Genomic DNA, 12,356 nt, shown 5'->3' with positions numbered 1-12,356 from the left:
ATCCAGCGGATTCGATTTCCGATGCGGCTTGAATCCGGCTATTTCCGCGTCAATCCGCGTCCAAGACGCCTTTCAGTCCGGCAGGTTCGCCAGCACATGCTCCGCCGACGACACCCGGAACTCGCCCGGCGCTTCCACCCACAGGCCGCGCACCACGCCGTCCTCGGCGTACAGCGCGAAGCGCTTGCTGCGCACGCCCATGCCGTAGCCGCTGGCGTCCAGCTCCAGCCCCAGCGCGCGGGTGAAGTCGCCATTGCCGTCGGCCAGCATCCGCATCCCGGCCGGCACGTTCTGGCTCTTGCCCCAGGCCTGCATCACGAAGGCGTCGTTGACGGCCATGCAGGCCACGTCGATGCCCTTCGCGCGGAAGTCGTCGAAATGCTCGACGAAGCCCGGCAGGTGACGTTCCGAACAGGTCGGCGTGAACGCGCCCGGCACCGCGAACAGCACCAGCTTGCGGCCTTCGAACAGGGCGTGGGTGTCGATCCGGTGCACGCCATCGTCGATGTGCTGCAGGACCGCTTCGGGAACGCGTTGGCCGACTTGAATCGACATGACCGGACCTCATTTCGACGAGACCGACAGTCTAAGGCCTGGACCGCAGCCGCGCCGCCCGATGGGATAATCTCGTGCGCGGCCCGCGGCATGGAACCACGATGGAATTCAAGGATTATTACGGCATCCTCGGCGTCGAGCCCAGCGCGGGCGAGGCCGAGATCAAGACCGCCTACCGCCGGCTGGCGCGCAAGTACCACCCGGACGTCAGCAAGGAAAAGGGCGCCGAGGAGAAGTTCAAGGCGGTCAACGAGGCCTACGAGGCGCTGCGCGACCCGCAGAAGCGCCAGGCCTACGACCAGCTGCGCGCGGGCGGCTACCGGCCCGGCGACGAGATCCGGCCGCCGCCGGGCGGCTTCGGTCGCGGGCAGAGCGGGCAGCCGGATTTCGATTTCGACGAGATCTTCGCCGGCGGCGGCGCGGGCGGTGGCTTCTCCGACTTCTTCGAGAACCTGTTCGGCGCGCGCGGACGCGCCAACAGCGGTGGCGGCGCGCGCGCGGGCCAGCCGGCCGGCGACACGCGGGCCAAGCTGGCGGTGCCGCTGGCTGCGGTCTACAACGGCAGCAGCATCCGCATCGGCGTGGCGGGCCGCACGCTGGAGGTGCGGGTGCCGAAGGGCGTGCGCCCCGGCCAGGTGATCCGGCTGGCGAAGCAGGGCAACGGCGGGCGCGACCTGCTGCTGGAAGTGGAGTACGCGGCCGATCCGCAGTTCGAGGTCGATGGCCGCAACGTCATCCACGTGCTGCCGGTGGCGCCGTGGGAAGCCGCGCTGGGCGCCACCCTCAGCGTGCCGACGCTGGGCGGCCCGGTGGACCTGAAGATCCCGGCCGATTCCGAATCCGGTCGCAAGCTGCGGCTGCGCGGGCGCGGCCTGCCCGGCACCGGCAGCGCGCCGGCCGGCGATCAGATCGTGGAGCTGGAAATCCTTGCCCCGAAGGCGCACAACGACGCCCAGCGCAAGGCTTACGCGAAGATGCGCGACGCGTTCGGCGACGACTGGCGGCGCGGGTAAGCGGGCGTCCGCGCGGCCCTGCCGCGCGTCGCGCACGACAGGTGATTGCCGGGAGCGGGAGTTGCGCGGCATCGCCGCGTGCCCGCGACATGGCGCTTGCAGAGCAAGTGGCCGGAACCGGGAAAGTCGCACGGCACGCCGCCGCGCATCGGCAAACGCCGGCCGATCATGCAGGCCGGCTTGCGAAGACTCGCGTTATGCGGCGCTCGGGCCGCTGCCCAGGTACTGGTTGACGACGTCCGCCAGCTCCGATTCGCTGAACGGCTTGGTGATGTAGGCGCGGGCGCCTTGGCGCATGCCCCAGACGCGGTCGGTGTCCTGGTCCTTGGTGGTGACCAGGATGACCGGGATGTGCTTGGTGGTGGCCTCGCGGGTGATCGAGCGCGTGGCCTGGAAGCCGTTGAGGTTCGGCATCACCACGTCCATCAGGATCAGGTCCGGCAGCTCGCGCTTGGCGGCTTCCACGCCGGCGGCGCCGTCCTCGGCGGTGAGCGCGTCGTGCCCCAGTTTCTCGACGATGCGGCGGATGCTCATCAGCTGCGAGGGCGAATCGTCAACGATCAGGATGCGTGCCATGGAGATCCCCGTGTGTATGCGCCGATTGTAGCCGCCGGCCTGCCGCCTGCAAGACGCTCAGGCCGCCGGCGCCACGCGCACCACGGTGCGCCCCAGCGAGCCGCCGGCCAGCATCGCGTCGAACACGCCCGGCAGCTCGTCCAGCGTGGCCTCGCGGGTGCAGATGGCGTCCAGATCGGCGGGTTTCCAGTCCGATGCCAGCCGCTTCCACACCTCGTCGCGGATGTCGCGGGCGGTGCCGGCGGAGGCCACGCCCAGCAGCGAGACGCCGCGGATGATGAAGGGCATCACCGTGGCGTGCAGTTCGGGCGAGGCCGCCAGCCCGCAGCTGGCGACGTTGCCGTAGGGTGCGGTCTGCGCCAGCAACGCGGCGAGCATCGGCCCGCCGACGTTGTCCAGGCCGCCGCCGAAGCGGGCGGTATCCATCGGCCGGGTGGTGGACAGTGCGTCGCGGCCCAGCACGTCGCTGGCGCCCAGCGACTTCAGGTAATCGGCGTGTTCCGGCTTGCCGCTGATCGCGTGCACCTGGTAGCCGGCCTTGCTGTAGATGGCGACGGCCAGCGAGCCGACGCCGCCGGTGGCGCCGGTGACGGCCAGCGGGCCGAGACCGGGCGTCTGCCGGTTGTCGGTCATGCGCAGCAGGCCCAGCGCGGCGGTGAAGCCGGCGGTGCCGAGGATCATCGCTTCGCGCAGGGACAGGCCGGCGGGCAGGGCGACCGTCCACTTCGATTCCAGCCGCGCGTACTCGGCGTAGCCGCCGTCGCGGGTTTCCGATAGGCCGCTGCCGGTGACCAGCACCGCGTCGCCTTCCTTGAACGCTGGATCGGTCGATGCCACGACGTGGCCGGCAATATCTATTCCGCCGATCAGCGGAAAGCGGCGCAGGATTTTGCCCTTGCCGGTGCCGGCCAGCGCGTCCTTGTAGTTGACCGAGGAGTAGGCGGTCTTGACGACGACCTCGCCGGGATTGAGGTCGTCGAGCGAAATCGTTTCGATGCCGGAGCGGTAGCCGCCGCTCCCATCGGGCAGGTTGTCGTTGTGGATGCGGAAAGCGCGGAAGCTTGCCGGAACGCTCATACGTCCTCCGAGGTCAGCTTGAGCTGGCTGCGGCGTTTCTCGTCCAGCCATTTGTCCGCCTGCGCGGGCCGGTAGTCGCGCATCCAGGCGAACAGCGCGTCGATGTCGCCGCCGTGCCACATGTCCTGGCGCTGTTCCGGGTGCAGGAAGCGCTCGCGCACCATCGTGTCCAGCATCGCCATCAGCGGTTGCCAGAAGCCGTTGGCGTCGAGGAAGGCGCAGGGTTTCTTGCCGAGGCCGAGCTGGCGCCAGGTCAGCATCTCGAACATCTCGTCCAGCGTGCCGAAGCCGCCGGGCAGGGCGATGAAGCCGTCGGACAGCTCGAACATCCGCGCCTTGCGGGTGTGCATGGAATCGACGATTTCCAGCCGCGTGACGCCCTTGTGCGCGACCTCCCAATCGACCAGCTGCTGCGGAATCACGCCGACCACTTCGCCGCCGTGTTCCAGCACAGCATCGGCGACGATGCCCATCAGGCCGACGTTGCCGCCGCCGTAGATCAGCGCGATGCCGTCGTTTGCGAGGCGTGCGCCGAGGGCGCGGGCGAGGGTGGCGTAGGTGGGATCGTTGCCGGCGTTGGAGCCGCAATAGACGCAGAGTGTTTTCATCTGCGGATTATCGCGCGCAGAAACGGAAACGGCGCACCAAGGTGCCCCGTGTTTTTCGCGTGGCAGTTCGACAAGGTCGGGACGTGGTGCGGGCATTGCGCGACTCTCGGCGGCATGGATGCCGCCGAGAAGCCTACATGGATGTACTTGCGGCGTGTCGCGGAATGCCCGCGCCGCGGCCCGGCCGCCCGCGGGATCAATTCGCCTTGTGGATCGAGCGCTTGTGCACCGCCATCGCCGCATCGTGCACGGCTTCCGACAGCGACGGATGCGCGTGGCAGATGCGCGCCAGGTCGTCGGCGCTGCCCTTGAACTCCATCGCCAGCACGCCTTCGTGCACCAGCTCGGAGACGTTGGCGCCGACCAGGTGCATGCCGAGGATGGTGTCGGTTTCGGCGTGCGCCAGCACCTTCACGAAGCCCGCTGGCTCGGCCATCGCCACCGCACGGCCCACGGCGGCGAACGGGAAGCTGCCGGCCTTGTACGGGATGCCCTCGGCCTTCAGCTGCTCCTCGGTCTTGCCGACCCAGGCGATTTCCGGCTCGGTGTAGATCACCCACGGGATGGTGTCGAAGTTGACGTGGCCCGGCAGGCCGGCGATCAGTTCGGCCACCGCGATGCCTTCTTCGAAGCCCTTGTGCGCCAGCATCGGGCCGCGCACGCAGTCGCCGACCGCCCACACGCCGTCCACGCCGGTGTGGCAGTGCTCGTCCACCACGACCTGGCCGCGCTCGTTGAGCTGCACGCCGGTGCCGTCAGCCAGAAGGCCCTTGGTGGCTGCGCGGCGGCCCACGGCCACCAGCAGCTTGTCCACCACGATCTCCTGCGCCGCACCCTTGTCGTCGGTATAGGCGACGTGCACGCCGTCCTTCTTCACCTCGGTGCCGCTGACCTTGCAGCCCAGCTTGATGTCCAGGCCCTGCTTCTTGAACTCGCGCGCGGCGACCTTGCCCACTTCCGCGTCGGCGGCGGCGAGGAAGTTCGGCAGGCCTTCGAGGATCGTCACCTGCGAGCCGAGGCGATTCCACACGCTGCCCAGCTCCAGGCCGATCACGCCCGCGCCGATCACGCCCAGGCGCTTCGGCACGTCCTGCAGGTCCAGCGCGCCGACGTTGTCGATGATGTGCTCGCCGAACTTGGCGAACGGCAGCTCGATCGAATCCGAGCCGGCGGCGATGATGACGTTGGCGGCCTTCAGCTCGACCTCGGAGCCGTCGTGCTGCTTCACCTTCACCACGTTGCCCGGCTGCAGCTGGCCGAAGCCGTAGAACGGCGTGACCTTGTTGGCCTTGAACAGCGCCGCGATGCCGCCGGTGAACTGCTTCACGATGCCGTCCTTGCGGGCGACCATCTTCTTCACGTCGATGGCGGGCTTGTCGAAGCTGATGCCGTGCTGGTCGAACAGGTGGCCCATGTTCCAGAACTGGCGGCTGGAATCCAGCAGCGCCTTGGACGGGATGCAGCCCACGCGCAGGCAGGTGCCGCCCAGCGCCGGCTTGCCGTCCTTGCCCAGCGCGGCGTCGATGCAGGCGGTCTTCAGGCCCAGCTGCGCGGCGCGGATCGCGGCGTGGTAGCCGGCGGGGCCGGCGCCGATGACGACGACGTCGAATTGCTGTTGTTCGCTCATTGCTTCATTCCTGAACTTGGTAGCGGGGGCAGGATTCGAACCTGCGATGCCACGAAACGAGACGGGAACCGCTGCCGGTTCCCGTCGTCGGAATCACATCCCGAGCAGCATGCGATGCGGGTTTTCGAGCTGGTTCTTGATGTCGACCAGGAACAGCACCGCGTCCTTGCCGTCGATGATGCGGTGGTCGTAGCTCAGCGCGATGTACATCATCGGCGCGGCGATCACCTGGCCGTTCTCGACGATGGCGCGCTCCTTGATGGCGTGCATGCCGAGGATCGCGCTCTGCGGCGGGTTCACGATCGGCGTGGACATCAGCGAGCCGAAGGTGCCGCCGTTGGTGATGGTGAAGGTGCCGCCCTGCAGGTCGTCCAGGCCGAGCTTGCCGTCGCGCGCCTTCTTGGCGTAGTCGGCGATGCCCTGTTCGATCTCGGCGAAGCCCATGCGCTCGACGTTGCGCAGCACCGGCGTGACCAGACCCTTGTCGGTGGAGACGGCGATGCTGATGTCGGCGTAGCCGTGGTAGATGACGTCGTTGCCGTCGACCGAGGCGTTGATGATCGGATGCTTCTGCAGCGCGTTCGCTGCGGCCTTGGCGAAGAAGCTCATGAAGCCGAGCTTGATGCCGTGCGCCTTCACGAAGTCGTCCTGCAGCTCCTTGCGCATCTCCATGACCTTGGAGAGGTTGACCTCGTTGAACGAGGTCAGCATGGCGATGGAGTTCTTGGACTGCATCAGGCGCTCGGCGATGCGGGCGCGCATGCGGGTCATCGGCACGCGCTCCTCGGGGCGCGCGCCGCCGGCCACGCCGGCGGTCTTGCCGCTGGCGTAGTTGACGATGTCTTCCTTGGTGACCATGCCGCGGCGGCCGGTGCCGGCCACCTCGGCCGGATTCACGCCGCTGGTGGCGGCGGCGAAGCGCGCGCCCGGGGGCAGGTCGCCGCCGGCGGCCGGAGCCGGCGCCGCCTTGGCGGGCGCGGCGGGCGCAGCCGCCGGGGCGGCGGCCTTCGGCGCTTCGGCGGCGGGCGCGGCGGCCGGAGCCGCGGCAGCGACGGCGCCTTCCTCGATCACCGCGATCACCTGCTGGCTGGTGACGGTGTCGCCTTCCTTGAACTTGATCTCCTTCAGCACGCCGTCGACCGGCGAGGGCACTTCCAGCACCACCTTGTCGGTTTCGAGATCGAGCAGGTTTTCGTCGCGCTTCACCGCGTCGCCGGCCTTCTTGTGCCAGGTGGCGATGGTGGCGTCGGAAACGGATTCGGGGAGAACCGGGACTTTGACTTCGATGGCCATGAGGGCGTCCTGTCGGAATGTCTGGAATGTGGGTTAGTCGGCGTCGATGTCGCCGGCGACGGGATTGGTCAGCGCGTCGGCCAGCAGCTTGTTCAGCTCGGCCACGTGCTCGGCCATGTGGCCGGCGGCGGGCGAGGGCGAGCGCAGGCGACCGGCGTAGCTCAGCGACTGCTTCGGCTGCAGGCAGGCGCGCAGGTGGTGCTGGATCTGGTACCACGCGCCCTGGTTCTGCGGCTCTTCCTGGCACCAGATGACTTCGGCGGCGGAGCCGAAGCGCTTGAGCTCGGCGGCCAGCTCGGGACGCGGGAACGGATACAACTGCTCCACGCGCACCAGCGCCACGTCCTTGATCTCCTTCTTCTGCGCCTCTTCCAGCAGGTCGTAATAGACCTTGCCGGCGCAGACCACCACGCGGCGCACTTTCTTCGCGGTGGCGGTGGTGTCGGGGATCAGGCGCTGGAACTCGCCGTTCGCCAGTTCGTCCAGCGTCGAGACGGCCAGCTTGTGGCGCAGCAGCGATTTCGGCGTCATCACCACCAGCGGCTTGCGCGTGCTCTGGCGCATCTGCCGGCGGATCATGTGGAAGTCCTGCGCCGGGGTGGTGGGCGCGCAGACCACCATGTTGTCCAGCGCGCACAGCTGCAGGAAGCGCTCCAGGCGCGCGGAGCTGTGCTCGGGGCCCTGGCCTTCGTAGCCGTGCGGCAGGTACAGCGCCAGGCCGCACAGACGGTCCCACTTGGCTTCGCCGGCGGCGATGAACTGGTCGATCACCACCTGCGCGCCGTTGGCGAAGTCGCCGAACTGGCCTTCCCAGATGTCCAGCGTCATCGGATCGGCGGTGGAATAGCCGTATTCGAACGCCATCACCGCTTCCTCGCTGAGCAGCGAGTCGATGATGGTGACGTCTTCCGGATTCTTCACCAGCTCGCGCAGCGGCAGGTAGTAGTTGTCGGTGTTCTGGTCGTGCAGGATCGCATGGCGGTGGAAGAACGTGCCGCGGCCGCAGTCCTGGCCGACCAGGCGCAGGCGGTAGCCTTCTTCCAGCAGGGTGGCGTAGGCGAGGTTCTCGGCGAAGCCCCAGTCGCCCGCCTGCTCGCCGGCGGCCATCTTGCGGCGGTCGTCGTAGATCTTGGCGACGCGCGGATGCAGCTTGACCGTGTCGGGGATGGCGTTGATCCGCGTCGCCAGGGTATCCAGCGCCTTGCGCGGCACCTTGGTATCGACCGGATCGGACAGCTTGCCGGCGAGGAAGGGCGACCAGTCCACGGCCAGCGCGTCGGGCTCGACCTTGACCACCTCGGTGGTCACTTCGCCCGCGTCCAGCTTGTTGCGGTAGCCGTCGACCAGCGCCTGCGCGTCGGCGGCGGCGACGCTGCCCTCGGCGGCCAGCCTCGAAGCGTACAGCTCGCGGGTGGTCTTCATCGCGCGGATCTTCTTGTACATCACCGGCTGCGTGGCCGCCGGCTCGTCGGCCTCGTTGTGGCCGTGGCGGCGGTAGCAGACCAGGTCGATGACCACGTCCTTGCCGAACGCCTGGCGGAAGTCGAAGGCCAGCTCGGCCACGAACGCCACCGCTTCCGGATCGTCGCCGTTCACGTGCAGCACCGGCGCGCCGACCATCTTGGCGACGTCGGTGCAGTACAGCGTCGAACGCGCGTCCTCGGCGGCGCTAGTGGTGAAGCCGACCTGGTTGTTGACGACGACGTGCACGGTGCCGCCGACGCGGAACCCGCGCGCCTGCGACATCTGGAACAGTTCCATCACCACGCCCTGGCCGGCGAAGGCGGCGTCGCCGTGGATCAGGACCGGCATGACCTGCCGGCGTTCGGTGTCGCCGCGGCGGTGCTGGCGCGAACGGACGCTGCCGGCGACCACCGGGTCGACGATCTCCAGGTGCGAGGGGTTGAACGCCAGCGCCAGGTGGACCGGGCCGCCGGGGGTGGCGATGTCGGCGGAGAAGCCCATGTGGTACTTCACGTCGCCGGTGTGGGCGTGGTCGCCGTCGCGGGTGTGCTCGAACTTGCCTTCGAACTCGTCGAACAGCTTGCGCGGCGGCTTGCCCAGCGTGTTGACCAGCACGTTCAGGCGGCCGCGGTGGGCCATGCCCAGCACCACGTCCTTGACGCCGGCTTCGCCCGCGCGGCGGATGGTGACGTCGAGCAGCGGGATCAGCGCGTCGCCGCCTTCCAGCGAGAAGCGCTTCTGGCCGACGTACTTGGTGTGCAGGTAGCGCTCCAGGCCCTCGGCGGCGGTCAGGCGTTCGAGGATGCGCTGCTTGTCGTCCTTGCTGCGGCCGTAGTTGCCGGCGGCGGCTTCCAGGCGCTCGTACAGCCAGCGACGCTGCTCGGCGTCGGTGATGTGCATGAACTCGGCGCCGATGCTGCCGGCGTAGGTGGCGCGCAGGCGGGCGTAGAGGTCGCGCAGCTTCATGCGCGGCTGGCCGCCGACGCCGCCGGTGCTGAACTCGGTGTCGAGGTCGTTGCCGGAGAGCTTGTGGAAGGCGAGGTCGAGGTCCGGCGGGTTCAGCGGCGGGGTCAGGCCCAGCGGATCGGTGTGCGCGCCGAGGTGGCCGCGCGAGCGGTAGGCGGTGATCAGGCGGCCGACGTGGCGTTCGCGCTCGTCGCCGGCGCCGCTGGCGGCGGTTGCGACCACGCCGCGCGCGGCTTGCCGGCCGGCCTCGGCGATCTGGTCGATGACCGCCGAATGCGGGATGTCGCCGGCTTCGCGGCCTTTCAGCCCGTCGAAATACTGCTTCCACTTGGGTTCGACGCTGTCCGGCGCGACGAGGTACTGCTCGTAGAGGTCTTCGATGTACGCGCCGTTGGCGCCGAGCTGCGAGGTTTGGGCGAACTGCTTGAGGAGACTGTCCACGGCGTGGCAAGCAACCTATCGGTGGGGGTGAAAGGGGCTGCCCGCTCCGGCGCTGGCTTCAGGTCGGGGCGGGACGAAAACTGAATGGGCGCAAGCAAAGAATTGAAATTATAGCCGCAGGGCTCGCCGGGGTGCATGCGACCAAGGTCAAGCTCGCGCCGTTTTCAGATGCCCAGCGCCCGGTATTCAGTCACCGGACGGGAACGCTCCCAGATTTCCTCGAAGCGCTGCTGCAGCTGCTGCGCCCGCGCGCGCGCCTCGAAACTGGCGCTGCCCGCGACCGCGTCGCCCTGCGCGCGGAAGTAATAACCGCCGACATCGTTGGCGACCAGCGCGGCGCGGTTCTCGCGATAGGCCGGGTCGTCCACCTCGCGGAACTGGAACACGCTGGGCAGGCGCTGGGCGAGGTCGAGCAGGCGCAGGCGCGCGGTCTGCGGCGCGGCGGCGTCGTGCAGCAGGACCAGCACCTGCACGTCGCGGCCGGAGGTGGCGAAGCCGCGCAGGGCGTCCAGCACCGCCGGGTGATCGAACAGCCAAGCTTCCAGCTCCAGGCTGCGGATCCACAGCCGGCGGCGCGCGCCGGCCACGATGCGGGCGGTGGCGTCGATGGCGGAGGGATGGTCGAGGATGCGGACCGGGCCCGCGCTGTCGTTGTCCGTGCTCATGCCTCGTCCTCCCGTGCCAGGTGGTAGTGGCCGGCGGCCAGCAGGGCATTCACGGCGTCGCGGCCGGCCGGTTCCAGCGCAGCGTACAGCGCGCCGTCGACGGCGTCGGCGGCGGCCAGGCGGCGGGCGTCTTCGATCGCCATCGGATGGGCGGTGCCACCGGCGTACAGATGCCCGCCACCGTCCGCGCGGCTGAGGCGCCGCCACGCCATGCGCGACCACGGATGGCGCAGCAGCGCCGCGCCCTCGGCCAACGCGCGCTCCATTGCTTCGCGCGACGGCGGATTGTCGTCCGGCGCCGGCAGCACCGCGCTGCGGTAGGTGGTGATGAAGCCGCCGAACCAGTCGCCGAAGCGGTCGGGATCGTCCATCCGCAGCTGGTGCAGGGCGGCTTCCACGCGCTGCATGGTCGCGTCGTCGATTTCGCCGGCGTCGTTCGGCAGCGTCAGGTCTGGATCGGCGTAGCGCAGTTCGTCCGGCGCATCGGCGGCCAGCGTGTCGGCGTAGTCGCCCAGCAGTTCCGCCGCGGCGGGCGCGCGCATGCCGACCGAGAAGGTCAGGCACGCGTTTTCGGCCACGCCGTGGTGCGGCACGCCGGGCGGCAGGTAGAGCATGTCGCCGGGATTCAGCACCCAGTCGTGGGTCGGGTGAAATTCGCGCAGCAGCTTGAGTTCGACGTCGTCGCGGAAGCCGAGCGGCGGGTTGGGCGAAGCGTCGATCTGCCAGCGGCGCTGCCCCTGCGCCTGCAGCAGGAACACGTCGTACTGGTCGACGTGCGCGCCCACCGATCCGCCGGTGGCGGCGAAGCTGATCATCACATCGTCGATCCGCCAGCGCGGCAGGAAATCGAAGCGGGCGAGCAGGGCGCGGATGTCGGCGTCCCACTTGTCCACGTCCTGCACCAGCAGCGTCCAGTCGTGGTCGGGCAGGCCGGGGAAATCGTCCTCCGCGAACGGCCCGTGGCGCACGCGCCAGGCGTCGCTGGGCTTGTCGTGTTCGATCAGCCGCGCCAGCACGCCGTCCTCGCAGGCCAGGCCGGCGAGGTCTTCCGGTTCGACCGGCGAGACGAAGCCGGGGAAGGCGTTGCGGATCAGCAGGGGCTTTTTCTGCCAGTAGTCGCGTAGGAAGTCGGCCGGGGGCATGCCGAGCGGATGCGGACCATAGGTGGCATCGACTTCGATCATGGAGCGGTTCCGTCCTGTTCGGCATGCAGGCGTGCTTCCAGGCCGTCCCGGCCCGTTTGGGCGTATCGACTGCACGCATCGGCATCGACCAGCGGCGCGCGTCCGGCGATGCGCTCGAACAGGTTGCTGCCGTTCGGATGCGGCGTCAGCAGCACGTCGCAGGGCAGGGCGGCGATCGTGTCCAGGCTGTTGCGGAACGCGGCGACGTAGTCGGAGTGATCCGCATAGCGGTATTGCTTGTCGGAAATCGCGCTTACGCTGTCGGCGTAGGCGAACGCCAGGCATCGCGCGCCTTCGCAGCTTCGCCACGTCCACGAGGTGCCGCCGGGCGCATGGCCGGGCGTGGCGTGCGCAGTCAGTGCCAGCGCTCCGAGTTTGACGGTTTCGCCGTCGGCGATGGCGCGGATGTGCGCGACCGGCGGGAAATCCGGCAGCTGCAGGAACTGCGGATCGCCGCGATCGCCATGGCCGCGTTCGAGCGTGGCGATCGCCGGTTCGCGTGCCAGCACGCTCGCGCCGGTGGCGCGCTGCAGGTGCGCGATGCCTCCCGCATGGTCGCCATGCTCGTGCGAATTGAGGATGTATTTCACATCCCCCAATTTGAAACCCAGCACCTCGATGTTCCGGGCGATCAGCGGGCCGGCCTTGCCGGCCGCGCCGTCGAGCAGGACGTGACCCTGCGCGGACGTCACCAGCAGCGAGGTGATGCCGCAGGTGCCGACGTAATAGACGTTGCCGAAGACGTGCGCGGGCGGCGCCGGGTCGTTCCATCCGCTCCTGCCTTCGCAGGCCTGGGCGAGCGTGGACGGCGCCGTTCGCGGTTGCCGGGCGTTGGCGGAGCCGGCCAGCAGCGCGGCGGCGATGACGGCAAGAACGAGCCGCATGGC

11 protein-coding genes are annotated in these 12,356 nt (G+C 69.1%); 1 reads left to right on the top strand and 10 read right to left on the bottom strand.

What is annotated here, in order from left to right:
• Positions 1-72: 72 nt before the first annotated feature.
• Positions 73-555 (bottom strand): peroxiredoxin, encoded by a 483-nt coding sequence (locus H9L17_RS01560; RefSeq protein ID WP_187570637.1) that lies wholly within the window; start codon positions 553-555, stop codon positions 73-75.
• A gap of 101 nt (positions 556-656) precedes the next feature.
• Between H9L17_RS01560 and H9L17_RS01555 the strand changes: the two genes are divergently transcribed.
• Positions 657-1,568, top strand: coding sequence for a DnaJ C-terminal domain-containing protein (locus tag H9L17_RS01555; RefSeq protein ID WP_187570636.1), 912 nt, complete (start codon positions 657-659; stop codon positions 1,566-1,568).
• A gap of 195 nt (positions 1,569-1,763) precedes the next feature.
• Here H9L17_RS01555 and pilH read toward each other — a convergent pair whose 3' ends face one another.
• The 9 genes from pilH to bla form a co-directional block, all read right to left on the bottom strand.
• The gene (pilH, locus tag H9L17_RS01550) at positions 1,764-2,144 is read right to left on the bottom strand and encodes a twitching motility response regulator PilH (RefSeq protein WP_187570635.1); all 381 of its coding nucleotides are present in this window, start codon (positions 2,142-2,144) and stop codon (positions 1,764-1,766) included.
• A 57-nt stretch (positions 2,145-2,201) separates the two neighbouring features.
• On the bottom strand, positions 2,202-3,221 hold the full coding sequence (locus H9L17_RS01545) for a YhdH/YhfP family quinone oxidoreductase (RefSeq protein WP_187570634.1): 1,020 nt from the start codon (positions 3,219-3,221) through the stop codon (positions 2,202-2,204).
• The gene (locus H9L17_RS01540) at positions 3,218-3,829 is read right to left on the bottom strand and encodes an LOG family protein (RefSeq protein ID WP_187570633.1); all 612 of its coding nucleotides are present in this window, start codon (positions 3,827-3,829) and stop codon (positions 3,218-3,220) included. Before H9L17_RS01540 ends, H9L17_RS01545 begins: the two co-directional genes overlap by 4 nt.
• A gap of 196 nt (positions 3,830-4,025) precedes the next feature.
• Complete coding sequence (gene lpdA, locus H9L17_RS01535; RefSeq protein WP_187570632.1) at positions 4,026-5,456, bottom strand: dihydrolipoyl dehydrogenase; 1,431 nt, start codon at positions 5,454-5,456, stop codon at positions 4,026-4,028.
• A gap of 93 nt (positions 5,457-5,549) precedes the next feature.
• The gene (gene sucB / locus H9L17_RS01530; RefSeq protein ID WP_187570631.1) at positions 5,550-6,749 is read right to left on the bottom strand and encodes a dihydrolipoyllysine-residue succinyltransferase; all 1,200 of its coding nucleotides are present in this window, start codon (positions 6,747-6,749) and stop codon (positions 5,550-5,552) included.
• A gap of 33 nt (positions 6,750-6,782) precedes the next feature.
• Positions 6,783-9,620 (bottom strand): 2-oxoglutarate dehydrogenase E1 component, encoded by a 2,838-nt coding sequence (locus H9L17_RS01525; protein ID WP_187570630.1) that lies wholly within the window; start codon positions 9,618-9,620, stop codon positions 6,783-6,785.
• A gap of 164 nt (positions 9,621-9,784) precedes the next feature.
• Entirely contained in the window at positions 9,785-10,285 is a 501-nt protein-coding gene (locus H9L17_RS01520; RefSeq protein WP_187570629.1) for a DUF7931 domain-containing protein, read from the bottom strand.
• A complete protein-coding gene (locus tag H9L17_RS01515; RefSeq protein ID WP_187570628.1) occupies positions 10,282-11,469 on the bottom strand; it encodes a cupin domain-containing protein in 1,188 nt (395 codons plus the stop codon). Before H9L17_RS01515 ends, H9L17_RS01520 begins: the two co-directional genes overlap by 4 nt.
• Complete coding sequence (bla, locus tag H9L17_RS01510; protein WP_187570627.1) at positions 11,466-12,353, bottom strand: subclass B3 metallo-beta-lactamase; 888 nt, start codon at positions 12,351-12,353, stop codon at positions 11,466-11,468. Before bla ends, H9L17_RS01515 begins: the two co-directional genes overlap by 4 nt.
• Positions 12,354-12,356 lie beyond the last annotated feature (3 nt).

Origin of the sequence: Thermomonas brevis, from assembly GCF_014395425.1 — a bacterium.
Lineage (GTDB): Bacteria > Pseudomonadota > Gammaproteobacteria > Xanthomonadales > Xanthomonadaceae > Thermomonas > Thermomonas brevis.
Note: the sequence above shows the minus strand (reverse complement) of the source record. Positions and strands in the feature narration are given on the sequence as shown.

What these genes read in the sequence shown, in the direction of transcription:
- H9L17_RS01515 (WP_187570628.1), bottom strand. Translation starts at nt 11,469, where the DNA reads ATGATCGAAGTCGATGCCACCTATGGTCCGCATCCGCTCGGCATGCCC.
- lpdA (WP_187570632.1), bottom strand. Translation starts at nt 5,456, where the DNA reads ATGAGCGAACAACAGCAATTCGACGTCGTCGTCATCGGCGCCGGCCCC.
- H9L17_RS01560 (WP_187570637.1), bottom strand. Translation starts at nt 555, where the DNA reads ATGTCGATTCAAGTCGGCCAACGCGTTCCCGAAGCGGTCCTGCAGCAC.
- bla (WP_187570627.1), bottom strand. Translation starts at nt 12,353, where the DNA reads ATGCGGCTCGTTCTTGCCGTCATCGCCGCCGCGCTGCTGGCCGGCTCC.
- H9L17_RS01545 (WP_187570634.1), bottom strand. Translation starts at nt 3,221, where the DNA reads ATGAGCGTTCCGGCAAGCTTCCGCGCTTTCCGCATCCACAACGACAAC.
- pilH (WP_187570635.1), bottom strand. Translation starts at nt 2,144, where the DNA reads ATGGCACGCATCCTGATCGTTGACGATTCGCCCTCGCAGCTGATGAGC.
- H9L17_RS01540 (WP_187570633.1), bottom strand. Translation starts at nt 3,829, where the DNA reads ATGAAAACACTCTGCGTCTATTGCGGCTCCAACGCCGGCAACGATCCC.
- H9L17_RS01555 (WP_187570636.1), top strand. Translation starts at nt 657, where the DNA reads ATGGAATTCAAGGATTATTACGGCATCCTCGGCGTCGAGCCCAGCGCG.
- H9L17_RS01520 (WP_187570629.1), bottom strand. Translation starts at nt 10,285, where the DNA reads ATGAGCACGGACAACGACAGCGCGGGCCCGGTCCGCATCCTCGACCAT.
- sucB (WP_187570631.1), bottom strand. Translation starts at nt 6,749, where the DNA reads ATGGCCATCGAAGTCAAAGTCCCGGTTCTCCCCGAATCCGTTTCCGAC.